Raw genomic sequence first — 22444 nt, forward strand, 5'->3', positions numbered from 1 at the left:
CCCCGCCACCCAAACCAAGGACAAAGAGACCGCCATGGCACACAGCACGTCATCCAACACCGCCCAACTCGCCGCCTTTGCCGCAGGCCTTCGCTTCGAAGACATTCCCGAGCCGGTGGTCCGCAAGATCGAAGACCTGCTGGTTGACTGGTTCGGCTCTGCGGTGGCCGGGCACGGCGCGCGCCCGGTGGAGAGCATCACCCGCTTTGCGCAGGCCATGGGTCCTGCCCAAGGCCCCTCTGAAATCATCATCAACCGCGCCCGCACCACGCCCTATTTGGCAGCCATGGCCAATGCGGCGGCCTCGCATGTGGCCGAGCAAGACGATGTGCACAATGGCTCGGTGTTCCACCCGGCCACGGTCGTGTTTTCACCCGCCTTGGCGGTGGCACAAGCCTTGGGCGCCAGCGGCAAACAGCTGCTGGCCGCCTCGGTGGTCGGCTACGAAGTGGGCATTCGCGTGGGTGAATTTTTGGGGCGCTCGCACTATCGCGTGTTCCACACCACGGGCACGGCAGGCACGCTGGCCGCAGCGTCGGCCGTGGGCCATTTGCTGGGCCTGAATGGGCAGCAAATGCAGCACGCCTTCGGCTCGGCGGGTACGCAGTCGGCGGGTCTGTGGGAGTTCTTGCGCACCGCTGCCGACAGCAAGCAGCTGCACACCGCGCACGCCGCCGCTGCGGGTTTGATGTCGGCCTACCTGGCCAAAGACGGTTTCACGGGCGCAGCAGAAATTCTGGAAGGCCCACAAGGCATGGCCGTGGGCATGTCGAGCGATGCCGACCCCAGCCGCCTGGTGGATGGATTGGGTACGCGCTGGGCCACGGCCGAGACTTCGTTCAAGTACCACGCCAGCTGCCGCCACACCCACCCGGCGGCCGATGCGCTGCTGCACGTCATGCAGACCCATGGTCTCAAGCTCGATGATCTGGCCCAAGTGGTGACGCATGTGCACCAGGGCGCTATCGACGTGCTCGGCCCTGTGGTGCGGCCCGTCACCGTGCACCAAAGCAAGTTCTCCATGGGCACGGTGCTGGCGCTGGTGGCGCAGCACGGCCACGCGGGCCTGACCGAATTTGACCGCGACTTTTTGAGCCAGCCAACACAGGCCCTGCGCGGCAAAGTCAGCATGGTGCTCGACGCCGAAGTGGACAGCGCCTACCCCAAACGCTGGATCGGCAAAGTGACGGTGACCACCACCGATGGCCGCGTGCTGCACGGCCGCGTGGACGAGCCCAAGGGCGACCCGGGCAACACCTTGTCGCGCCAAGAGATCACCGACAAAGCCCTGCGCCTGGCGGCCTTCAGCGGCGGTGCCACGCCCCAAGCCATGCGCCAGAGTGTGGACGCACTCTGGCAAGTGGCCAGTTGGCCCACGGTGGGCCCGCTGCTGCCATGAGCGTGCCTTCACGGCCCTCAGCGCTTGCGCCACCGCCGGACGCCGTGGTCTTTTCTACCCCACTGGCACAATCGCCCCATGTCTGTTCATTTCGATCTGGTGGATTTGTGCCTGATGGTGCGGGTGGCCGAAGCCAACAGCCTCACCAAAGGAGCCGAGGCCTCTTTCATCTCGCTGCCTGCGGCCAGCACGCGCATCAAAAACCTCGAAGAAAGCATCGGCGCCAAACTGCTCAACCGCCACAGCCAGGGCGTGACGCTCACGCAGCCGGGCCAAGCCTTTGTGCACCGCGCGCGACTGGTGCTGGGCCAGATCGAACACCTGCGTGGTGACCTGCAGGAATACGCCAGCGGCATCAAAGGCCACCTGCGCGTGTACGCCAACACCACGGCCTTGGGGGAGTTCTTGCCCGAGGTGCTCAAGCGCTACCTGGCCACGCACCCGGACGTGAACATCGACCTGCAAGAAAAACTGTCCAACGAAATCGTGTGCGCCGTGATGGACGGCAAGACCGACATCGGCATCGTGGCCGGCTCGGTGCGCACTGAAAACCTGCAAACCCTGCCTTACCGTTCGGACAGCTTGGTGCTGGTGGTGCCCGATGGCCACCCCGTGGCCGACTCGCCCAGCATGCCGCTCATTGACGCGCTGGAGTTTGACCATGTGGGCCTGCACGAAGCGAGTGCCTTGCACGCCTTCCTCAACCGCGAGTGCGAGCAGCTGAACAAGCCGCTCAAGGTGCGCATCCAAGTCAGCAGTTTCGAGTCGGCCTGCCGCATGATCGAAGCCGGTGTGGGCGTGGGCGTGCTGCCCGAATCCGCCGCCCGCCGCCACGCCCGCAGCATGGCCATCCGCCTGGTGCCCTTGTCTGACGCGTGGGCCATCCGGTCCATGCAAATTTGCGTGCGCAACTTCGACGAGCTGCCGGGCTTTGCGCGGGACTTGATTGATTTGTTGTCAGAGGATGCAAGGCTGGCGGTGGCTCAAGGCTAAGCCTGTTCACGGTATGCGTGATGGATGGACCTGTCTGATCGACCACGCAAACTTTTGAGTGGGACCATGGCCTTCAGTTGCGTGGGCGTGAGCGGCTGCGCATCAGGATCACTTTTGGCTGCAGCGGTGATGGCCTTGTCCTCTTGCACACTGGGCATGCGCACGGTTGGGCGTTTAGAAATTTTCGACACAGTGTTCAGCCCGGCGCGTGTTGCGCCAGCACAAGGGCGGCCCTTGATTGCCAGCCTTTGCCAGAGGCCCGCCAGCGCTCTAGGGCTGCTTCATCCAGTCTCAATGTGGTGGGTACTTTCACGGTGGCCTGCTTGCTGCCTGTGGGCCGACCCCTTTTGGCTTTGATGGTTTGAAGTTCCTCAGGCGTATACGTGCGTGCGGCTTGGCCTTGCTTGGCCTGTATCAGGCTCAAACGCACACTCTCTGCAAATGCTGCGGTTTCGGCGTCCATTTCAATCGGTTTAGGCTTGCTCATCGTAGGCTTCCTTCCATGTGTTCAAAACTTGGGCGGGTATGTTGTCGAACTTGGCTTTGACATAAACCGCGACCAGCACGATGTCACCTTTGGGCAGTCGTGTGTAGTAAATCACCCTTGTACCGCCGCGTTTGCCCATGCCTTGGCGCGACCAACGCAGCTTTCGAAGCCCTCCGGTTTGTGGGATCACATCACCCGCGAACGGATGCTCACCGATAAAAACCGCGAAATCTTCGCGCTCTGATGGCGTCCAAATGGCTTCCACCATCGACTGAAAAACGGGTGTTTCAACCACGGACAGTATATTTAATTGTACATTGAATTAAATAAATTCACGAGATGTTTAACAGCACCCTTGAAGCCAAGTTGCTGGCAACATCAGCGTAAAAACCCCAGACTGAACACCTGCGGGCGCAGCTTTTGGGTCAGCGCTTCGTAGGCCACCTCAAAAGGTTTGAAGTTGACGGGGGCGGTGTCGCCGCTTTTGTTGCGCTCGGCCAGGGCGTTGCGGATTTGGTACCAGCCCACATCGGGGCGGTTGAGTTTGTATTGGTCGCGCACGGTGCGCACATCGGTGTGGGCAAAGAAAGCCCGCCAGAGTTGGCGGCCAGCATCCAGCACCGCCTTGGCTTCGTCTGACAGGGTAATGTCTGCCAGGTACTGCACCATGAAGTCGGATTCGAAGCGGTCCGGCGCATCGACTTCTGCTTCGGTGTAGGGGATGAAGTGGTTGACGATGGACCACTTTTTACCGTTCCACTCGAGGTCGTTGGCGCTGGCGCTCAGGTTCTTGCCGTGAAACAACATCCAGAGCAGGCAGTCATTTTTGAACTCATTTGACAAGGGCTCTGATGGCTGCAAAAACTGGTCGTTGTGATTGATCCAATTGTGCTTGACCAATTGACGCACTGCGAAAACCATTGCCACTTTCTCGAGATTTTCAGCAGTAACGAAGTACCCACCCGCATGACCAATCGAGTGCACCGACGAAAACAAAGCGGTCATCGTTCCTGAATTTTGTAGGTCATTGCCATTGCAGAAAAAATGCCCAATCGCATTGGCAGACCATTTGGTGTTACGAACGTGGTCAACCTTCTTTACGGGGGTGACAGCATTGATCAAAGGGATGACGTCTTGGTTATTCTTCTTTAATCGCGTGATCCATTCGCCAAGGAATAATTTTGAGGGTAGGTTGTAAAACGATTTCTCGCCAATGGGCGTGGCGTTTTTGTCCAGCACATCGGTCACCACCTCCAACATTGGCGTTTTTATGGTGGCCAGCTGGTTGGTTTTCCAAATCAAGAAACCAATCGGAAAATCGCCTTTCAACCCGTCAAACGACTTGCTGTGTACCGCGAAACCTGCCAGGTATTTGGCGTTCCAATGCTCACGAAATTGTTCAAAGTTTGATGCGTTCACGTATTTCAAGGTGCTGAACATCGCTAAGGTGGCTGTCGGTATTTCTTGTGCCAACCGCGCCAAAAACTGCACAAACACCTCGCGGGCCGCATAGCCGTAGTCAGCTTTTTTCATCAAAGCTCCCATGCGCGTTTTGGCCACGTCGGTTTTGCCTTCGTTCCCCTGTGAATTGGCAGCTTCCGCATACGGCGGATTGATCAACACCAAAATCTTCTTCCCCTCCGCAATCGCTTTGCGCAATGCAGGCGGCACCTTGTTGCTCAGGCTGTAATCAATCTGTCCGTCGTCGGTGATGTCGTCGTTCAAATAGTCGTACTGAAAGCGCGTGGCAGACACACAGGTTTTGGTCGCCTTCATCACGTCGATGTCGGCTTGGTCCAGCGTGCTCATGTAAAGGTTGCGCGGGTTGCTGTGCTTGACTTCCAGGTTGCCCACGCCGCAGCACATGTCCCAGACGATGTAGTCTTTTTGCCAGTTGGCGCCCAGCGTTTCTGTCAGCTTGTCATAGGCTTTGTCGACCACATGCAAGGGTGTGTAATACGCGCCCTTGAAGCTGCGCTCGTCATACGGGATCAGGCTGTCGCGGCGTTCCAGCAGGTAGTCGCGGTACTCCGATTTGGGCGGGCGGTGGTAGATGGCCCAAAACTGGCGGTAGCCTTCTTTGTTGCCCAAGTCAAAGTTTTTGCCCTTGAGTGAGAAGATCGGTGCGCCGTTTTTGTGCATCAATTCGGCAGGCAAATTGGCGTGGGTGGACACGGTGCCGTCGTGCATGATGTCCGCAAAAAACAGCAGGGCGTAGTCTTCTTCCTTCACGCCCACGATCTCGCGCCCCACCATGGCCACCCACTTGTCAAACACCTGCTTCAGGTTGTCCGGCGTGATTTGCGTGCGGATGATGTCGCCCGAATGGATGGCCGCTTTGACGGTGTTGATGAACTCTTCTTCGTGCGTCTTGATCCTGAACGACACAAAGTAGGTCCCGATGTGGGCCGAGATCTCGTCCAGTGCTTCTTGCGTGAACTGGCTGGCGGACTTGCCCCATTGGATGGTTTTCTTGGCCAGAAAAGGCAGCACATCGGCGCTTTTCATGATGGCCGCTTTTTCGGTGTCGATCACGGCCAAAAACGGCGGTACATGCTCGCCTTTGTTCAGCGCCACCTGCACGTAATGCAGCAGCTGGGTGAACATGGCGTAGCTGGAATGGCGGTCGGTGTCTTTGGCCTCGAACCAGATCTCGCGGCTCTGGATGTCGATCAAGCCCTTGGTGTAACCCTTGAGGCCCAAGGCCTTGATGTAGGCGTCTTTGACGTCTTCTTCGCTCTTGGCGGTTTGCAGCTGGGAATAAAGGCTCACGGCAGACAATGTTGATTAAAAAATCAACATTGTCTGATAGGAATGCTCAAAAAGTAATCTTTATGTGTGAATTGCTGTGCGCCTCAAATAACAAACACCTCACTGGGTGGTTTTGAAGGCCATGTCTGAGACCGTCAAGCGTTGACGTTCACCACCACCCGCCCACGCACCTGACCCGCCAAAATCTCCGCGCCCAAGCCGATGGCTTCGGCCAAACCCACTTCGCGCGTCATGCGTTCCAGTTGTGCGGTGTCCAGGTCTTGCGCCAGTCGCGCCCAAGCGGCTTCGCGCACGGCACGCGGGGCCATCACGCTGTCGATTCCGGCCAAGGTCACGCCGCGCAAGATGAAGGGCGCCACGCTCGATGGAAAGTCCATGCCCTGCGCCAATCCGCAGGCGGTGACCACACCGCCGTATTTCGTGCTGGCGCAGGCGTTGGCCAGGGTGTGGCTGCCCACGGTGTCGACCACGCCGGCCCAGCGTTCTTTGGCCAGGGGTTTGCCCGGCGCTGACAGTTCGGCCCGGTCCATCACGTCGGCCGCGCCCAGCTGGCGCAGGTAGTCGGCCTCTTGCAGGCGGCCGGTGCTGGCCACCACGCGGTAGCCCAGTTTGGCCAGCAAGGCGATCGCCACACTGCCCACGCCGCCGCCCGCACCCGTGACCAAAATGTCGCCCTTGTCAGGTGTGACGCCGTGCTTTTCAAGCGCCATCACGCACAACATGGCGGTGTAACCGGCGGTGCCAATGGCCATGGCTTGGCGCGGCGTGAAGGCGGCAGGCAGTTTCACCAGCCAGTCGCCTTTGAGGCGCGCCTTTTGTGCCAAGCCGCCGCTGTGGCTTTCGCCCACGCCCCAACCGTTCAGCACCACTTGGTCACCCGCTTTGAACAGCGGGTGCTGGCTCTCGGTCACTGTGCCCGACAGGTCAATGCCGGGGGTGAGCGGAAATTTGCGCACCACGGGCGACTTGCCGGTGATGGCCAAGCCGTCTTTGTAGTTGAGGGTGGAGTAATCCACCTGCACCGTCACATCGCCTTCGGGCAGTGCGCTGTCGTCCAGCGTCTTCAGGGTGCAGCGGTAACCGGCGTCGTCTTTTTCAATTTGCAGGGCTTGGTAAGTCATGGGGGTCTTTCTATCGATGGTGTGAAGGCTTCATTTGCGGTTGACCAGCACAATGCCCACCGCCACCAGCGTCAAGGACAGGATCAGCGTGAGGGTCACGGCTTCGCCCAGCCAGAGCATGCCAAACAGCAGGGCGAACAGCGGGGTGAGGAAGACAAAGGCCGAGATTTTGGTGGCCGGGTAGTGGCCCAGCATCCACATCCAGGCCAAATAGCTGGCAAAGGCACCGACCACGGTTTGCACCACGACCGAGCCGATGGCAAAGTGGCTCCAGGTGTTGTCCCAGGGCTCGCCCATCCCGTGCGACAGCAGGCCCAGCACGACGGTGCTCACGGCCAGTTGGTAAAACAGCAGTTTTTCGGCCGAGATGCGCGTGAGGTGGGTGGCCCGGATGGCCACCGTGGTCAGCCCCCACAATGCGCCGGCCGCCAGGCCCATCAAATCGCCAGTGGCATCGCCACTGCCAAAGCCTTCGCGCAGGGCGAAGACCACAGCGGCAAAAGCGCAAACCATGCCCAGCCATTGGACCGGGCGCAGCCGTTCGGTGCGGATGAACAAAGGCAGCAGCGCCGCAACCCAAAAAGGCGAGGTGTACAAAAACACCGTCAGGCGGGATGCCGAGGTGTGCTGCAGCCCGAGGTAGATGAAAGCGAATTCGACCGCAAACAGGCTGCCCGCCAGCAGGCCCGGCCACAGGCTGCCGTCGCGCTCAAACAGGCGCACGCCACGCCACCAGCACCACAGCCACAGCAGCAGTGTGGCCCCCACACCGCGCACTGCAGACACAAACACCGGGGGCAGTTCGGCCACGGTGACTTTCACCATGACCTGTTGAAACCCCCAAAACAGGCAGCACACCAGCAAAATCCCGACCGCCAGGGCGTCCAGGTGGTCTTTGCGGGGTCGGGTCGATGTGCTCATGCCACCGATTGTGCCGCCACCTGCTCGCAACGCCTGTCCCCCGCGATGCGTCCGGTTTCCCTGATAACAAGGGACAATCCATCCCCAACCATGCCCCAAGCCCAGTGAAACCTTTGCCCGCCCCCACCCGCTCAGTTGCACCGTGGTCGCGCCGCGACCTGCACCGCATGGCGCTCGCCGCTGCCTTGGCCCCGTGGATGACGCCAGGCGTGCAAGCGCAAAGCGCGCCGCCGCGCTGGCAAGTCAACCCTTTCAGTTTGGGTGTGGCCAGTGGCCAGCCGCAGCCGGGCAGCGTGGTGCTTTGGACGCGACTGCGCATCGACGAAGCCGATGCCGCTCGGCGAGAGCAAGCGGCCGAGGTGGTCTGCGAATTGTTCGCCGATGAAGCCTTGCGCCAACCGGTGCGGCAGTGGCGCCTGAGCGCCGATGCCAGCCGAGGCCACAGCTTGCATGTGTTGGCCGATGGCTTGCAGCCAGGCCGGCATTATTGGTACCGCTTTGCCAGTGGCCATGCGGTCAGCCCGGTGGGGCGCACGCGCACCAGCCCGGCCTTGATCGAGGCCGTGCGCCGACTGCGCTTGGGCCTGGCGTCTTGTCAGCATTACGAACAAGGCCACTTTGCGGCGCACCGCCACATGGCCGCGCAAGACCTGGACCTGGTGCTGTTTGTGGGCGACTACATCTACGAGAGCAGCAACAAGAACTTCAAGATCCGCGCCCACGAAAGCGGCATGCCGTTTTCATTGGCCGAATACCGTGCTCGCCACGCGCATTACAAGCGCGACCCTGACCTGCAGGCTTGCCATGCCGCCCACCCTTGGCTCATGACCTGGGATGACCACGAGGTGGTCAACGACTACGCCAATGACCTGGACCGGAACTTCAGCGATCCTGTTGTGTTCTTGCAGCGCCGGGCAGCGGCGTACCAGGCTTACTTTGAGCACATGCCCCTGCGCTTGGGGCCCGACCCGCAGCAGCCCAGCCAGATGCGCATCCACGACCGCATGGCCTGGGGCACCTTGGCCGACTTGTGGACTTTGGACTGCCGCCAGTACCGCGACCACCATGCTTGCCCCGACTTGATGCGCGGCGGGGGCCGTGTGGTCATGGGCTGTGACGCCTTGAACGACCCGTCGCGCAGCATGCTGGGCATCGTCCAAGAGCAGTGGCTCACGGCGGGCCTGACGCAAAGCCAGCGGCGCTGGAAATTGTTGGCGCAATCGACCCTGATGGCCACCAGCGGCTTTCAGACCCCTTTAGGCCGCAGCGCTTTCACCGACGGCTGGGACGGTTACCCGCAAGCCCGGACGCGACTGCTGCAGACGATCGCGGATGCGCGTTTGAGCGATGTGGTCATGCTCGGGGGCGATGTGCATGCCAATGTGGCGGCCCAGTTGCGCGTGCAGCCGGGCGATGAGCGCTCGCCCGTGGTGGCCAGCGAGGTGGTCACCACCTCGGTGTCGACCCGTGGCATGTCGTCCAAGGTCATGGCGCAGATTCAGCGGGACAACCCGGACATCCGACATGCCCGTTCTGACGAGAGGGGGTATACCTTGATCGACATTCGGCCAGAACGCTTGGATGCGCAGTTCATGACCACGCCCCACCCCGCAGGGCCCCAAGCGGCATTGGGCGTGCAAGGGCGCTGGACCATACGCCAAGGTGCTGCGGGCGTGCTGCCCGGCGCTTGAATGACCTGCCCGTATACAAGGGTAACCATTGGGTCACAAATTGGGGTGGCGCGGCTAAAATCAGTTCATGCACATCGAAACCACGTCCGCGCCCAAAAAATCATTCAAGGTCCAGATGCTCGCTGCGCGCGAGACCGCGATCATCCAGTCGGTCAACCGTTTGTTGGCCGAAAAAGGGTTTGATGCGATGACGGTGGACGAGGTGGCGGCCGAGGTGGGCATCGCCAAAGCCAGCCTTTACAAGCACTTCACCAGCAAAGAAGAGCTGGCCTGCGCTGCCATGGTCACCGCCATGCGCCGTGCCCAAGAGGTGATCCAGAGCACCGACGCCAGCTTGGCGCCGCTCGACAAACTCAAATACGTGACCCGCTGGACCATGACGCTCAAGCTGCAAGGCCTGATGCCCTCATTGCCCAGCCAAAACTCCAGCCTGCGCGCCACCTTGATGGGCAGCAAGGACTACATGGACGGCTTGATGGAAGTCAGCGACGCCTTGGGCGGCTGGATCGAAGAAGCCCAAGCGCAGGGCCAGATCAACAAGGCCTTGCCGGCCGTGGCGGTGCTTTACACCTTGTTTGCCCGGGCCTGCGACCCGGTGCTGGAGTTCCTCAAAATGGGCGAGCAGCACACCGATGAGCAGATCCTCGATTTGGTGATGAGCACCTGCTTTGATGGGCTGAACACCCGCTGAAGCCAGCGCTTCAGCGCACCAGCAGCACAGGCACTTTGCAGTTCGCCAGCACTTGGGTGGCGACCGAGCCCATGACCAAGTTGCCCAAGGTGCCATGGCCGTGCGAGCCCATCACTACAAGGTCAAATTTGCCGCTGTCAGCGGTTTTGGAAATGGTCTCACCCGCGTGACCGACTTTGCTGATGGTTTGGGCGTCGATGCCGTGGCGCAGCAAAAACTTGCTGACCGGGGCCAGTATTTTTTCGGCTTCTTCACGGTGGTAAGCCTCGACCATTTCCTTGCCCACCGCAGCGCGTGCGCGGGGCGGCAGTTGCGGGCTCACCGTCAGCAAGGTGTAGCTGTTGTGGGTGCTGAACAGCTCATCGTGCGTGGTCAGGTAGGCCAGCATTTTTTTGGTGAAGGCGCTGCCATCAACGGCCAATAAGATTTTCATGAGGGTCTCCTGTTGCGGATCAAACAAGCCTTGACCTTAAGCCTTGTCTGACCGCGCGGCCTTGACTTAGGTCATGAAGTTCGATGTTTCAACCGAGACCATCGCACGCCAAGCTCGCCAGCGCATGTGCCTTGGGCGTCAAAGGCTGATCAGCTCGGTCGGCTTGAAGGTCCGCTGCTCGTGTTTGTGCGCGTAACCCAAGGGATTGGCCACCACACGGCAGCCGTTTTGGGTGTAGTCGCTGGGGCAGTGCAAATGCCCGTGCAGCCAAAGCTGCGCTTGGGGCAGCAGCGTGTCCAGTGCATTGCAGAACCCGGCCGTGCCTGGCACCAGGCCGTAGCGCGGGTCGGCGCTGTGCAGGCTGGGGGCAAAGTGCGTGACGACCACGGTGCTGCCGTCAAACGGGGTGTTCAAAGCCTGGCGCAGCCAATCTTGGCATTGCAGGGCTTGCTCGCGCAGCCCTTGGGCCAACCAAGCTTCGCCGCGTCGTGTGGTCTTGGCTTTGCGCAGGTAAAAGTTGGCGGCTCTGAACGCTTTGTCGCGCGCCTTGAGTTGGCGTGTGAATTGGCTGTTGGGGTGGCTGTAGTGCGCCGGAATTTTGTCGGTCAGCGGGTCGGGTATGGGCTGCCCAGCCAGTGGACCCAGTGCGTCAAAGTCGGTCCACAGCGTGGTGCCCACAAAGCGAACGCCGCCGAGCTGCACCACTTCGCGCTCCAGCCAGGTGATGCCCAGCTTGGCGCAGGTGTCTTGCAGCCGGGCGTGGGCCTCGTCAAAGTCCAAGCCATCGTACTCGTGGTTGCCAGGCACAAACAGCACCGGGGTGGGCCAACCGTGTCGGGGTGAAAACCGCGCCAAGCCAAAGTCGGCATCTCCGGCCAAGGCGAGCGCCGAGCCGGTTTGGTACGAGCCAATGTCACCCGCCAGCACCAGCACATCTGCACCCTGGGCAGCGCGGGGCATGAATGTGGGGTTGGACTCCAGGTGCAGGTCCGACAAAAGTTGGATGTTCATGCGATGTCCTCAGCGCGGAAGGCTATGTGCGCCGCTTGTTGCAATTGGGCGCGCAGCCATTGGTGCGCGCTGTCGTGTTCGCGTTTGCGGTGCCACAGGGCGTGCACCTGAACGGGCGGCACGTCAAAGGGCAACTCGTGCAGTGCCAACTCTTTGGCCATGCCGGTGGTGGGCACGAAGTGGCGCGGCAGCACCGTGAGCAAGTCGGAGTTCACCACCACCCGCCCGGCGGTGAAGAACTGATTCACCGTGAGCACGATGCGCCGTTGTTGACCGATCACGGCCAAGGCCTCGTCCACAAAGCCATAGGCACGGCCTGAAAAGCTGACCAGCAAATGGCGGGCGCTGCAGTAGTCTTGCAGGTTGATGGGGCGTTTGGCCAAAGGGTGGTCTTTGCGCATCACACACACGTATTCACCCGAGTACAAGCGTTCGTGTGCGTAGGGAATGGCTTCGCCCGATTGGGCCCGGGCCGTCAAGTCGGCCAGTACCGCCGGAAAGTAGCCCAGTGCAATGTCAGCGGCATCCTCGCCCAGCATTTTGCGCGGGTCTCGGGTGGTCAAGGGCAGCACGCGCAGCGACACATCGGGCGCTTGTTCTTCCATTTGTTTGGCCAGGCCGCCCATGAGTTCAGCCGCGGTGGCGTCGGCCATGGCCAGCACAAAAGTGCTGTTGGCCTGTTGCGGCTCGAAAGTACGGGGCACGATGGCCGCTTGCAGTTGACGCAAGGCTTCACGCACGCTGGGCCAAAGGACCAGCGCCCGAGGCGTGGGTTCGATGCCGTGGCCGTGACGCCGCACCAGCTCATCGCCCAAGGCCTCGCGCAAACGCCGCAAAGCATTGCTCACGGCGGGCTGGGTCAGAGACAGGTTGTGCGCAGCCCGGGTCAGGCTGCGTTCGGCCATGACTTCGTCAAAGACCCGCAGCAAATTCAGGTCCAGTGTGCGAAAGGCGGCGGGGATGGGGGTGCTCATGTGGGGCGCTTATCTATCACCATTATGAATGATAAGCATCATCAATATAAAGTTGAACAGCATTCGTAGAAACCCTATGATGGAGGCATATTTTTAATAATTAGCAATGCCAAATTTCACAGAATCAATTCAAGGGAAAACACAATGAACAGCGCTCACAAAACCATGCTGGGTCAAACGACCTTGCTGCCTGCTGCCTCCGAAACGCCTGTCGCCCTCACCCAGTTCTTGGCCACGGTCTTGTTGGCTGCGGGTGTTTCCGCTTTGCTGGTCCTGACCGACCGCTTGTTGGACGCTTGGGCCGAGTCCCATTTGGCAGCGGCGTGGCTGGCCTTGTGGGCCGTGGCCGTGTTGGCCATCGTGTTGTTGCGCGGTCTGACACGTGTTCTGGCGCAAAACCTGATGACCAACCTGGACACTTGGTCGGCGCAACTGGCCCGTCGCCGTGCCGACCAGCGCTTATGGGATATGGCTCAAAAAGACCCACGTTTGATGCGCGACCTGGAAGTGGCCATGGACCGCGCGCCAGAAGAGCGCAGCCCATTGCAGTTTTTTGAAAACCGCATGAACCGCCGCGCCGCCCGTTTGGTGCGCGATCGTCGCTATTACATCTGAGCGGCGGCGCTTTCAGCGCTTGGAGGCCAAGTAAATGCCCGGCAAGATCAGGGCGGCGCCCATCAAGTGGTGCCAGCCCATGGCTTCGCCCAAGACGATCCATCCGGCCAAACCCCCATACAAAGGCCCCAGGTACAAACTGGCGGCCACGCGGCTGGCGCCCAGCACCTTCTGGCAAAAGCCATAAGCCCAATAAGCGCCAAGGCCTGGCAGCAAGCCGGCGGCCACGACCAGCCAGGTGGCCTGCATCGTCCAAGCGGGTCGCTCAGGCTGCAGGTATTCCCAAATGCTGAAGGGCAGCAAGGCCAGCACGCCACCCATGCAAATGGCGGCCAGTCGCGCCGTCGAGCCCAGTGGCGTGGGCCACTTTTTTTGCAACAAGGCAAAAGCGGCCCAGGCCACCATGGCCAGCACAATCCAGCCGTCTCCGGCCACCCATTGCACCTGAGCCAGAACCAACCATTGCCCTTTGACCACCACATGGAACACCCCGGCCATGGCCACGACAACGCCCAGTCCTTGGCGCCATGAAAAGCGCTCGCCCAGCCACAGCACGGCGCCCAGTGCAATCAAAACGGGCGAGGCGGCATAAATCAGGGCGATGTTCATGGCTGTGGTGGTCTTGCCCCCTTGGTAAACCCAGGCGCCGCAAATCAGCATGCCCAAGGCCCCCAGCACCAGATAACGGCCGCCGTCCGCCAAAGTGCTGCGCCTTTCTCGCCACAATTCACTGCGTGCAATCAAGGCCAGGATCACGCCTGCCAAAGCCCAGCGGCCCAAGGCCAGCATGTGGGGCTCCACCACGCCAGGGGCTGAGCGCGCCACGATGTAGTTGACGGACCACAAGGCGGGCGTGACCCATATCAGCCATAAGGCGATGCGGGTTCGGGATTCAGCGGTTTGAAACAAAGACATGACACCGATTGTGCAGGCCAGAAAAAACCGCCCCGGTTTGTGGCCGGGGCGGTTGGAGACTCAGACGCCGGATGGGCGCAGAACCTGATCTTTAAGCCAGACGCGCTTGCAAAGCGGCTTTGGTGTCCAGCAAGGCCTGGGGCAGGTGGTAGCTCAGCTGTGCGAAATGCTCGTCGTGCAGCTTGAACTCGGTCTGCCAAGAGGCCTTGTCGATATTGGTGACGGACTTGAATTGCTCGGCGCTGAACGCGATGCCGTTCCAATTGATTTCAGCGTAAGTCGGGGCAATGCCGAACATGGTCTCTTCGCCTTGGGCATTGCCCTCCAGGCGGTCGATCATCCATTTGAGCACGCGCATGTTGTCGCCATAGCCGGGCCAGACAAACGAGCCGTCTTCGCCCTTGCGGAACCAGTTCACGCAGTACATGGCGGGCAGCTTGTGGCCAGCGGCTTGCGCTTTGGCACCGGTGTCGAGCCAGTGTTGGAAGTAGTCGCTCATGTTGTAGCCACAGAAAGGCAGCATGGCGAAGGGGTCGCGGCGCACCACGCCTTGTGCGCCAAAGGCGGCGGCAGTGGTCTCAGAGCCCATGGTCGCGGCCATGTAAACACCTTCGGCCCAGCTGCGCGCTTCGGTGACCAATGGCACGGTGCTTGAGCGGCGGCCGCCAAACATGAAGGCGTCAATGGGCACGCCTGCAGCGTCGTCCCAGGCGGGGTCGAGCGCCGGGTTGTTGGTCGCAGCCACGGTGAAGCGGGCGTTGGGATGAGCGGCTTTGGCGCCGGTCTCTTTGGCGATCTGGGGGGTCCAGTCCTTGCCTTGCCAGTCGATCAAATGGTCGGGCAACTTGCCGGTGTCTTTCTCCATGCCTTCCCACCACACGTCGCCGTCGTCGGTGAGCGCCACGTTGGTGAAGATCACGTCTTTGTTCAGGCTCAGCATGCAGTTGGGGTTGGTCTTCATGTTGGTGCCGGGAGCGACACCAAAGTAACCGGCTTCGGGGTTGATGGCGTACATTTTGCCGTCGGTGTGGGGCTTGACCCAGGCGATGTCGTCGCCAATGGTCGTGACTTTCCAGCCGTCAAACGCAGCGGGTGGCACCAGCATGGAGAAATTGGTCTTGCCGCAGGCACTGGGGAAAGCGGCTGCCACGTGGTACTTTTTGCCTTCGGGGTTGGTCACGCCCAAAATCAGCATGTGCTCGGCCAACCAGCCTTGGTCGCGGCCCATGTTGGAGGCGATGCGCAGCGCAAAGCACTTCTTGCCCAGCAGCGCGTTGCCGCCGTAGCCCGAACCATAGGACCAGATCTCGCGGGTCTCGGGGTAGTGCACGATGTATTTGGTGCTGGGGTTGCAAGGCCAGCTGGTGGTGTCTTTTTCGCCTGCGGCCAAAGGCGCGCCCACGGTGTGCATGCAAGGCACGAATTCACCATCGGTGCCCAGCACGTCAAACACCGCTTTGCCCATGCGGGTCATGATCTTCTGGTTCACGGCCACATAAGCGCTGTCGCTGAGTTCGATGCCGATGTGGCTGATGTGCGAGCCCAAAGGCCCCATCGAGAAAGGCACCACGTACATGGTGCGGCCAGCCATGCAGCCGTCAAAGAGCGGGTTCAGGGTGGCGCGCATTTGCGCGGGTTCCATCCAGTTGTTGGTGGGGCCGGCGTCTTCTTTTTTGGCCGAGCAGATGTAGGTGCGGTCTTCCACGCGGGCCACGTCCGACGGGTCGGACCAGGCCAAGTAAGAGTTGGTGCGTTTGGCGGGGTTGAGCTTTTTGAAAGTGCCTGCAGCCACCAGTTCGGCGCAAAGGCGGTCGTACTCTTCTTGGGAGCCGTCACACCAATAGATGTTGGCGGGCTTGCACAAGGCGGCCATTTCGGCCACCCAGGCGATCAACTTGGCGTTTTTGACGTACGCGGGCGTATTGAGGTTCAGGCCCTGCATCGCGGGTGAATTCATGGGGAAGCTCCAAAGTTTGAAAATCGTTTTTTCAAAAGCCCCGGAAGGGGACTTGGAAAAAACGGCTTGTTGGCTGAGATACTGAGCACTGGCCAACGGCAGGTCCTCAGCAGGGTCTCGATTTTAGGGAGACTGCTCCTTTCATGCTTGCCAGATCGGCTCAAAACCCCGTTAAATCTATGCAAAATAATCATGAAAGTATGCGAGGCGAAGGTTTGCACTTGAACCACCAGCGGCGGCGTTACCTTAGGTATTCAGGGGCCTTGCTGTGGCCATCTTGGGCCTTGGCGCAAGTCCGCATCAAAGTGGCCGCTGCCAGCAACTTGAAGTTTGTGTTGGCGGATTTGGCGGCTATCTACAAGCAACAAACAGGTGTTCAAGTGGACGTCAATCTGGGCGCGTCAGGCAATTTGGCGCGCCAAATCTTGCAGGGTTTGCCGGTGGAGCAGTTCATTTCGGCCGACGAAACTTGGGTGGCTGAGTTGGTCAAGTCGGGTCGAACAGTGGATGCGGGACAACGCTATGCCACGGGCCAATTGGCCTTGGTGGTGCCCAAAAATTCAGCATTGCCATGGAATCAAGGTTTGGCCGCTGTGGTGCGCGCCTTGAAGCCGAATGACAAATTCGCCATCGCCAACCCGGCGCTGGCGCCTTATGGGGTGGCGGCAGAGGAAGCTTTGCAGCGCGCGGGCGCAGGGCCGTTGGCCATCTCGCAAAAGGTGTTGGGTGACAACATTGGCCAGGCCACCCAGTTTGTGGCCACGGGTGCAGCGCAAGCCGGCATCACGGCACTGGCACTGGCCACAGCCCCCGAAATCGCCAGCGCATTGCAGGTCTTGCCTTTGCCCGTACACCTGCATTCACCCCTGCACCAGCGCATGGTGTTGTTGCAAGGCGCCAGTGCGGCGGCAGTGAATTGGCACCGGTTCTTGCTCAGCCCGCCAGCCCAAGCGGTTTTTATGCGGCACGGTTACGCCTTCCCGCAATAATCAAGAACACTTAGAACCGCGCACACGCATTCTTCACCCATGGATTGGTCCGCCCTTCACGTTTCCCTGACATTGGCCGTCTTGACCACCTTGGTTTTGCTGCCCGTGGGCTTGGCGCTGGCCCGTTGGCTGGCGGTGACCGCTTGGGCAGGGCGGCCCGTGGTCGAGGCCTTGTTGTTGTTGCCTTTGCTGTTGCCGCCCACGGTGATCGGCTTTTACTTTTTGGTGGCCTTTGGCCAAGGCAGTGCTCTGGGTGCGTGGCTGGCGGCCTCGGGCATCCGGCTGGTGTTCACGCTGGAAGGCCTGCTGCTGGTGAGCGTGCTGGTCAACTTGCCCTTCATGGTGCAACCCATTCAGCGCGCATTTGCAGCGGTGCCGCACAGCCTGCGCGAGGCGGCTTGGGTTTCGGGTTTGTCGACTTGGCAGACGTTTTGGCGCATTGAGTTGCCGCTGGCCTGGCCGGGTTTGTTGGCGGGCATGGCGCTCACGGTGGCGCACACCTTGGGTGAATTTGGCGTGGTGCTCATGGTGGGTGGCAACATCGAGGGCGAGACGCGCACCCTGTCGGTGTCGCTCTACGACAAAGTGCAGGGCATGGACTTGCAGTCGGCCCATGTCATGGCGCTCGCGCTGGTGGGTGTGTCCTTGCTGGCGCTGAGCCTGGTGCTGGCCTTTGATCGGGTGGGCCAGCGTGGCCGCGCCTTGCAGGAGCGTTGATGACCGGCTTGCAAGTGCAATTGCGCTCGGCCAGCCCAATCCGGCTGGAGGCCGAGTTTGACTGCGGTGCGGGCGAGTTGGTGGCCCTGGTTGGACCCTCGGGCAGTGGCAAAACCAGCATGCTGCGCGCCATTGCCGGGCTTTGGACACCGACGGATATCCAGGGCCAGATTCGGGTGGCAGGCCAGGCTTGGCTGGACACGGCAGCGGGCGTAAAGCTCAGTCCGCAGCAGCGCCGGGCCGGTTTGGTGTTTCAGCAATACGCCTTGTTTCCACACATGACGGCGCAGGCCAATGTGGCACTGGCCGCCGGGCCGGGCTGGTCGGGCTCGGATGTGCAGACCTTGCTGGGCCGATTGGGCTTGGCCGAGCTGAGTGAACGCAGACCGTCCCAACTCTCGGGCGGTCAGCAGCAGCGGGTCGCGCTGGCCCGGGCGCTGGTGCGGGTCATGCCCACGCCCGCTTTGGCGTCAAGCCCTGACAAGCCACCCGAAGCTTTGCCCGGCGTCTTGTTGCTCGACGAGCCTTTTTCTGCGGTGGATGCGCCTACGCGCCAAACGCTTTACCGCGAGCTGGCCGCATTGCGCCAAAAGGTGTCGGTGCCCATGCTGTTGGTGACGCACGACCTGGCCGAGGCCCGCCGCCTGGCCGACCGGGTGGTGATCGTGGACGCGGGCCAGACCCTGCAAACCGGCGAGCCTGCCCGCGTTTTTGCCAGCCCGCGCAACGCCCGGGTGGCCGAGTTGGTGGGCATTCAAAACCACTTTGAAGGGCGTTTTTTCAAGGACCCAGCCGGCTGGGGGCGTTTGCGATGGACCGATGCGGTGCCATCAGACGCCGAATTGGACCTGGCCGTTTTGGACAAGAACAAAATCGACGACGGCACCCGCGTGACGTGGGTGCTCAATGGTGAACAGGTGGATGTGATGGCCGATGGCGAGCCGCACAGTGCGCTCCAGCCGGGCCACACCCGCTTGCGCTGCCAGCTGCTGGAGGTCTTGTCTCTGGGCGAAATCAGTTTGTGCACCTTGAGGCCCGAAGCCTTGCCCAGCCAAACCATCACCTTGAACTTGACCAGCCGCCTGCTGCAGCGTTTGCAGGTCGGTTCTGGAGGCTGGGTTCAGCTGCAGATCGCTCCGGCGGCCTTGCACATCATGCCGGTGCGCACAACTTGACAAGTCTGGCAACCTCTCGTTCTGCGATGCCGAAACAGCAAGCCATGTTGCTCAACTTGACATGCCAGAAGGCCTGACTCAGAGACAATGTCTTTTTTCCATCATGAAAGAGCCTGCAATGAACACCCCTGCCGTGCGACGCATCCTCGGTCTCCTGGCCTGCACATTGGCTGCCGTCAGCCCCTTGGCCCATGCCCAGACTGACAACTACCCCTCCAAGCCCATCAACATCGTGGTCGGTTACCCGCCAGGTGGCAGCACCGACCTGACCGGGCGCGTGGTGGCCGCCGCCCTGGCCAAGAGCTTGAACGCCACGGTTGTGGTCGAAAACATCGGGGGTGCTGGAGGCGCCATCGGTGCGCAAAAGGTGCTCAGTGCGGCGCCTGACGGCTACACCCTGCTGGTGGGTGCCAACAACGAAGTGGCCATCAACCGGCTGGTTTCGCCCACCATCAAGTACAGCTGGCAGGACTTCACCCCCATTGGCCTGATCGCCTCGCAGCCTTTGGTGCTGGTGGCATCGCCCAAGATGGGTGTGAAAACCACCGATGAGTTCATCAAGCTGGTCAAGTCCAATCCGGGCCGCTTCAGCTACGGCAGCTCGGGCGTGGGCACTTCGCTGCACCTGGCCGGTGAAATGGTCAAGGAGCAAGCGGGCATCTTCATGACACACATTCCTTACCGCGGTGTGGCACCGTTGGCCACCGACCTGATCGGCGGCAACCTGGAGTTTGGCGTGTTTGTGCTCTCCAGCGGCCTGCCCCACATCCGCAGCGGCAAGGTGGTGGCCTTGGGTACCAGCGAAAAGAACCGTTCCAAGGTCACACCTGAGATTCCCGCGCTGGCCGAGCACCCTGCGCTCAAAAACACCGACATCAGCACCTGGTTTGTGTTGATGGCACCCGGCAAACTGCCTGAGCCGGTGGCCGCCAAACTCAGAAAGGGCCTGGCCGATGCCTTGCAAAACCCCGAACTGCGCAGCAAGCTTGAAGCTTCCGGCTCAGCCGTGGCCCAGGGCGCGGTCGACATGAACAAGTTCCTGCGCGAGGAAACCGCCAAGTACCAGCGCATTGTTGACTTTGCCAAGATCCGCGAATGACAGCGCTTCCATTCGATCTGCCCTGTCCCGACATGTCGATGTGGCGCCAGGGCAATACCGGCACCGAAGGCGTCTGGCATTTTGATTCGGGCCAACCCGGTCGGCATGTGCTGATCAGCGCCCTCATCCACGGCAACGAACTGTGTGGCGCTTGGGCGCTCAAGGGCCTGCTGGAGGCGGGTGTTCGCCCAGCGGTGGGTCGGCTGACCCTGATGTTGGCCAACCTGCGTGCATTTGAGCGCTTTGACGAGGCGAACCACGATGCGTCGCGTTTTGTCGACGAAGACATGAACCGCCAATGGATGGACGAGCGCATCGCCGAGCCCCGCACGCTCGAGCGCCAGCGCGTGGCCGCGCTCGCCCCTTGGGTACAACAGGCCGATTGGGTCCTGGATCTGCATTCCATGCACGAACCTGGCGCGCCGCTGCTGCTGACCGGTGTGCATCCACGCAACCTGCAACTGGCACGCCAGCTCGCCAACCCGGTCCACATCGTGGTCGATGCCGGGCACAAGGATGGTGTGCGCATGCGCGATTACGGACGCTTTGGCCTGCCCGATGACCAAGCACCCGAGACGCGCTCGTTGCTGATCGAATGCGGTTTTCATGGTGATATGGCCAGCCGCGATGTGGCGCGCGACCTGAGCATCCGCTTCTTGGAAGTGTCTGGCGTGCTCTCGGCCTCTGCCTTGCAGGCCGCACTGCCCGGCTGGAAACAGGCCGACGCCCCTCAGCAGTGGGCCCTCGAAGTGACCGGACCGGTGGTGGCACGCAGCGAGAAATTCCGTTTCACCGAACCGTTCACGGGGCTGGAATGCATTGCCAAGGCAGGCACGGTGATTGGCGACAACGATGGCCAGCCCGTCACCACGCCTTATGACGACTGCGTGCTGGTCATGCCCTCGGTGCGACAGGCCCGGGCCGGCGTGACCGTGGTGCGTTTCGCAAGGCGGCGGCGCTTGTAATCGAGCCACTTCCCCTGCCAGCCGCTGACCAGGCCCCGGCGCTCAAACCCTGCCGGTGCGCACAAAACAAAACCCGCAAAGCTTGCGCTGTTGCGGGTTTTGTTTTGAAGGGTGAGGCTGAGCGATCAGCGCACCACCGACTTCAAGAAGTTTCAGGCCATGAAGATGGCGATGAAAGCCAGCAAGAAAATCAGTACCGCACCAGCGGCTGGAATGACAATGGGAATGTGCTTGACCACGTTTTCCACGGGATCGTCGGATGTGTGAGAGTCGTTGTGAGCAGACATGGGGTACCCCAAAACAAGAATACGCGTATTGTAGCCAAGCCCTCAAGCCATTTTTTTCGCAAGGCTGACAGCCTGACAGCTCGGTTCATTCCGCCACGATCTTGCGCTCACGGATGACCCGGCCCCACATGGCAGTGTCGGCGGCCATGTAGCGTGCCAACTCTTCGCGGCTGCCGGGCATGGGGGTCAAGCCGTGTTTGTTGAGCTGGTCGACCACTTCGGGCGTGGTCAATACTTTGACCAGCTCGGTGTTCCAGCGGTCCAGCAGGGGTTTGGGCACTTTGGACGAGGCCACAAAGGCGTACCAGTTGGTGGCGTTGAAGCCGGTCAAGCCCGATTCGGCAATGGTCGGCACCCTGGGCAAGCTGGCCACGCGTTGCGCGCCCGTGCTGGCCAAAGGAATCAATTTGCCCGCCTCAATGTGCGGGGCCGCGGTGGCCATCGTGGCGTACCAGCCGGTCACACGGCCACCCAAAACGTCTTGAAGTGCAGCCGCACCGCCTTTGTAGGGCACGTGCACGGTGTCCAAATTGGCCATGTCGTTGACCAACTCACCCGCCAGATGCGATGCAGAGCCAGGCCCCGTGGAGGCGAAGGTGATCGTGCCAGGGCTCTTGCGGGCGCTGGCCAAAAATTCGGCAAACGTCTTGATGCCCGCACCGGCGTGGACCACCAGCACGTTGGGAAAGTTGACCGCCATGGTCAATGGCGCCAAATCCTTGACGGGGTCGTAGGGCAGTTTCATCAGGTGCGGCGCAATGGCCAAGGGCCCCACCGAACCCAACAACAAGACACTGCCGTCGGCGGGGCCGCTGGCGGTGAACTGGTGGGCAATGTTGCCGCCCGCACCGGCCTTGTTTTCGACAGTGACCGAAATGCCCAGGTTCTCGCCCAAACGTTTGGCGATGATGCGCGCGCCCATGTCCGCCGCACCGCCTGCCACAAAGCCCACCACCATGGTGACGTTCTTTTTGGGCGGGAATTCTTGGGCCAAGGCGGTGTTGGCCTGCAAGCCCCAGACGCCTGCCAGCAAGCCAGCGCAGGCCAAAAGCCATGAACGCCGTGTCGTTTGCCCTGCGGCCGTGGTGTCAAATCCGAGGTGTTTCATGTTCAAGCTCCAATCCATCGAGCCACCACCCTAACAGGCCAGACCCGAGGCTGCAGTCGCTTGCGTTGCCCGTGCCAGCGTTTTTGAGGGGTCTGGTTGTTGCTAATAGACGGGGCTGTCATCG

The 22444-nt window shown here is 61.1% G+C and carries 22 protein-coding genes; 10 read left to right on the forward strand and 12 right to left on the reverse strand.

Annotated features, from left to right (window positions below; all coding sequences use genetic code 11):
- Window positions 1-34 precede the first annotated feature (34 nt).
- Both ABWQ00_RS03805 and ABWQ00_RS03810 read left to right on the forward strand, forming a co-directional pair.
- Complete coding sequence (locus ABWQ00_RS03805; protein ID WP_353237341.1) at window positions 35-1399, forward strand: MmgE/PrpD family protein; 1365 nt, start codon at window positions 35-37, stop codon at window positions 1397-1399.
- 78 nt (window positions 1400-1477) lie between these two features.
- Window positions 1478-2392: a LysR substrate-binding domain-containing protein gene (locus ABWQ00_RS03810; RefSeq protein ID WP_353237342.1), complete on the forward strand. Its 915-nt coding sequence runs from the start codon at window positions 1478-1480 to the stop codon at window positions 2390-2392.
- Between the two features lie 196 nt (window positions 2393-2588).
- Here ABWQ00_RS03810 and ABWQ00_RS03815 read toward each other — a convergent pair whose 3' ends face one another.
- The 5 genes from ABWQ00_RS03815 to ABWQ00_RS03835 form a co-directional block, all read right to left on the reverse strand.
- Window positions 2589-2879 (reverse strand): BrnA antitoxin family protein, encoded by a 291-nt coding sequence (locus ABWQ00_RS03815; RefSeq protein ID WP_353237343.1) that lies wholly within the window; start codon window positions 2877-2879, stop codon window positions 2589-2591.
- Window positions 2866-3147, reverse strand: coding sequence for a transcriptional regulator (locus ABWQ00_RS03820; protein ID WP_353237344.1), 282 nt, complete (start codon window positions 3145-3147; stop codon window positions 2866-2868). Before ABWQ00_RS03820 ends, ABWQ00_RS03815 begins: the two co-directional genes overlap by 14 nt.
- A 110-nt stretch (window positions 3148-3257) precedes the next feature.
- The gene (locus ABWQ00_RS03825; protein ID WP_353237345.1) at window positions 3258-5651 is read right to left on the reverse strand and encodes a hypothetical protein; all 2394 of its coding nucleotides are present in this window, start codon (window positions 5649-5651) and stop codon (window positions 3258-3260) included.
- Window positions 5652-5785: 134 nt separating this feature from the next.
- Complete coding sequence (gene acuI / locus ABWQ00_RS03830; protein ID WP_353237346.1) at window positions 5786-6772, reverse strand: acrylyl-CoA reductase (NADPH); 987 nt, start codon at window positions 6770-6772, stop codon at window positions 5786-5788.
- A gap of 30 nt (window positions 6773-6802) precedes the next feature.
- Complete coding sequence (locus tag ABWQ00_RS03835) at window positions 6803-7693, reverse strand: DMT family transporter (protein WP_353237347.1); 891 nt, start codon at window positions 7691-7693, stop codon at window positions 6803-6805.
- A gap of 104 nt (window positions 7694-7797) precedes the next feature.
- Here ABWQ00_RS03835 and ABWQ00_RS03840 point away from each other — a divergent pair, with 104 nt between their 5' ends.
- Together ABWQ00_RS03840 and ABWQ00_RS03845 are read left to right on the forward strand one after the other, a co-directional pair.
- On the forward strand, window positions 7798-9384 hold the full coding sequence (locus tag ABWQ00_RS03840) for an alkaline phosphatase D family protein (protein WP_353237348.1): 1587 nt from the start codon (window positions 7798-7800) through the stop codon (window positions 9382-9384).
- A gap of 67 nt (window positions 9385-9451) precedes the next feature.
- The gene (locus ABWQ00_RS03845) at window positions 9452-10075 is read left to right on the forward strand and encodes a TetR/AcrR family transcriptional regulator (protein WP_353237349.1); all 624 of its coding nucleotides are present in this window, start codon (window positions 9452-9454) and stop codon (window positions 10073-10075) included.
- A 10-nt stretch (window positions 10076-10085) separates the two neighbouring features.
- Here the strand turns inward: ABWQ00_RS03845 and ABWQ00_RS03850 are convergent, their stop codons facing one another.
- From ABWQ00_RS03850 to ABWQ00_RS03860, 3 genes are all read right to left on the reverse strand, one after another.
- The gene (locus tag ABWQ00_RS03850) at window positions 10086-10508 is read right to left on the reverse strand and encodes a universal stress protein (RefSeq protein ID WP_353237350.1); all 423 of its coding nucleotides are present in this window, start codon (window positions 10506-10508) and stop codon (window positions 10086-10088) included.
- Between the two features lie 138 nt (window positions 10509-10646).
- Entirely contained in the window at window positions 10647-11519 is an 873-nt protein-coding gene (locus tag ABWQ00_RS03855; RefSeq protein WP_353237351.1) for a metallophosphoesterase, read from the reverse strand.
- Window positions 11516-12493, reverse strand: a complete 978-nt coding sequence (locus ABWQ00_RS03860; RefSeq protein ID WP_353237352.1) for a LysR family transcriptional regulator — start codon at window positions 12491-12493, stop codon at window positions 11516-11518. Before ABWQ00_RS03860 ends, ABWQ00_RS03855 begins: the two co-directional genes overlap by 4 nt.
- Window positions 12494-12637: 144 nt before the next feature.
- On the opposite strand from ABWQ00_RS03860, the gene ABWQ00_RS03865 reads away from it, so the two are divergent.
- Window positions 12638-13108 (forward strand): hypothetical protein, encoded by a 471-nt coding sequence (locus ABWQ00_RS03865; RefSeq protein ID WP_353237353.1) that lies wholly within the window; start codon window positions 12638-12640, stop codon window positions 13106-13108.
- 12 nt (window positions 13109-13120) lie between these two features.
- Here the strand turns inward: ABWQ00_RS03865 and ABWQ00_RS03870 are convergent, their stop codons facing one another.
- Both ABWQ00_RS03870 and ABWQ00_RS03875 read right to left on the reverse strand, forming a co-directional pair.
- The gene (locus tag ABWQ00_RS03870; protein WP_353237354.1) at window positions 13121-14023 is read right to left on the reverse strand and encodes a DMT family transporter; all 903 of its coding nucleotides are present in this window, start codon (window positions 14021-14023) and stop codon (window positions 13121-13123) included.
- 91 nt (window positions 14024-14114) lie between these two features.
- The gene (locus ABWQ00_RS03875) at window positions 14115-15980 is read right to left on the reverse strand and encodes a phosphoenolpyruvate carboxykinase (GTP) (protein WP_353237355.1); all 1866 of its coding nucleotides are present in this window, start codon (window positions 15978-15980) and stop codon (window positions 14115-14117) included.
- A gap of 179 nt (window positions 15981-16159) precedes the next feature.
- Here ABWQ00_RS03875 and modA point away from each other — a divergent pair, with 179 nt between their 5' ends.
- The 5 genes from modA (at window position 16160) to ABWQ00_RS03900 (ending at window position 20925) form a co-directional block, all read left to right on the forward strand.
- Window positions 16160-16969, forward strand: a complete 810-nt coding sequence (modA, locus tag ABWQ00_RS03880; RefSeq protein WP_353237356.1) for a molybdate ABC transporter substrate-binding protein — start codon at window positions 16160-16162, stop codon at window positions 16967-16969.
- Between the two features lie 39 nt (window positions 16970-17008).
- Window positions 17009-17686, forward strand: a complete 678-nt coding sequence (gene modB / locus ABWQ00_RS03885) for a molybdate ABC transporter permease subunit (RefSeq protein ID WP_353237357.1) — start codon at window positions 17009-17011, stop codon at window positions 17684-17686.
- Window positions 17686-18861, forward strand: coding sequence for an ABC transporter ATP-binding protein (locus tag ABWQ00_RS03890; protein ID WP_353237358.1), 1176 nt, complete (start codon window positions 17686-17688; stop codon window positions 18859-18861). The genes modB and ABWQ00_RS03890 overlap by 1 nt, the downstream gene beginning before the upstream one ends.
- A gap of 118 nt (window positions 18862-18979) precedes the next feature.
- A complete protein-coding gene (locus ABWQ00_RS03895) occupies window positions 18980-19960 on the forward strand; it encodes a Bug family tripartite tricarboxylate transporter substrate binding protein (protein ID WP_353237359.1) in 981 nt (326 codons plus the stop codon).
- Window positions 19957-20925 carry a M14 family metallopeptidase gene (locus ABWQ00_RS03900; protein WP_353237360.1) on the forward strand — a complete coding sequence of 323 codons (969 nt, stop codon included), beginning with the start codon at window positions 19957-19959 and terminating at the stop codon, window positions 20923-20925. Before ABWQ00_RS03895 ends, ABWQ00_RS03900 begins: the two co-directional genes overlap by 4 nt.
- Before the next feature lie 152 nt (window positions 20926-21077).
- Here the strand turns inward: ABWQ00_RS03900 and ABWQ00_RS03905 are convergent, their stop codons facing one another.
- Both ABWQ00_RS03905 and ABWQ00_RS03910 read right to left on the reverse strand, forming a co-directional pair.
- Window positions 21078-21212 carry a hypothetical protein gene (locus ABWQ00_RS03905; RefSeq protein ID WP_353237361.1) on the reverse strand — a complete coding sequence of 45 codons (135 nt, stop codon included), beginning with the start codon at window positions 21210-21212 and terminating at the stop codon, window positions 21078-21080.
- An 85-nt stretch (window positions 21213-21297) separates the two neighbouring features.
- Window positions 21298-22320 carry a Bug family tripartite tricarboxylate transporter substrate binding protein gene (locus tag ABWQ00_RS03910; RefSeq protein WP_353237362.1) on the reverse strand — a complete coding sequence of 341 codons (1023 nt, stop codon included), beginning with the start codon at window positions 22318-22320 and terminating at the stop codon, window positions 21298-21300.
- Window positions 22321-22444: the final 124 nt, after the last annotated feature.

It is taken from the genome of Limnohabitans sp. (assembly GCF_040400975.1).
GTDB lineage: Bacteria > Pseudomonadota > Gammaproteobacteria > Burkholderiales > Burkholderiaceae_C > Limnohabitans_A.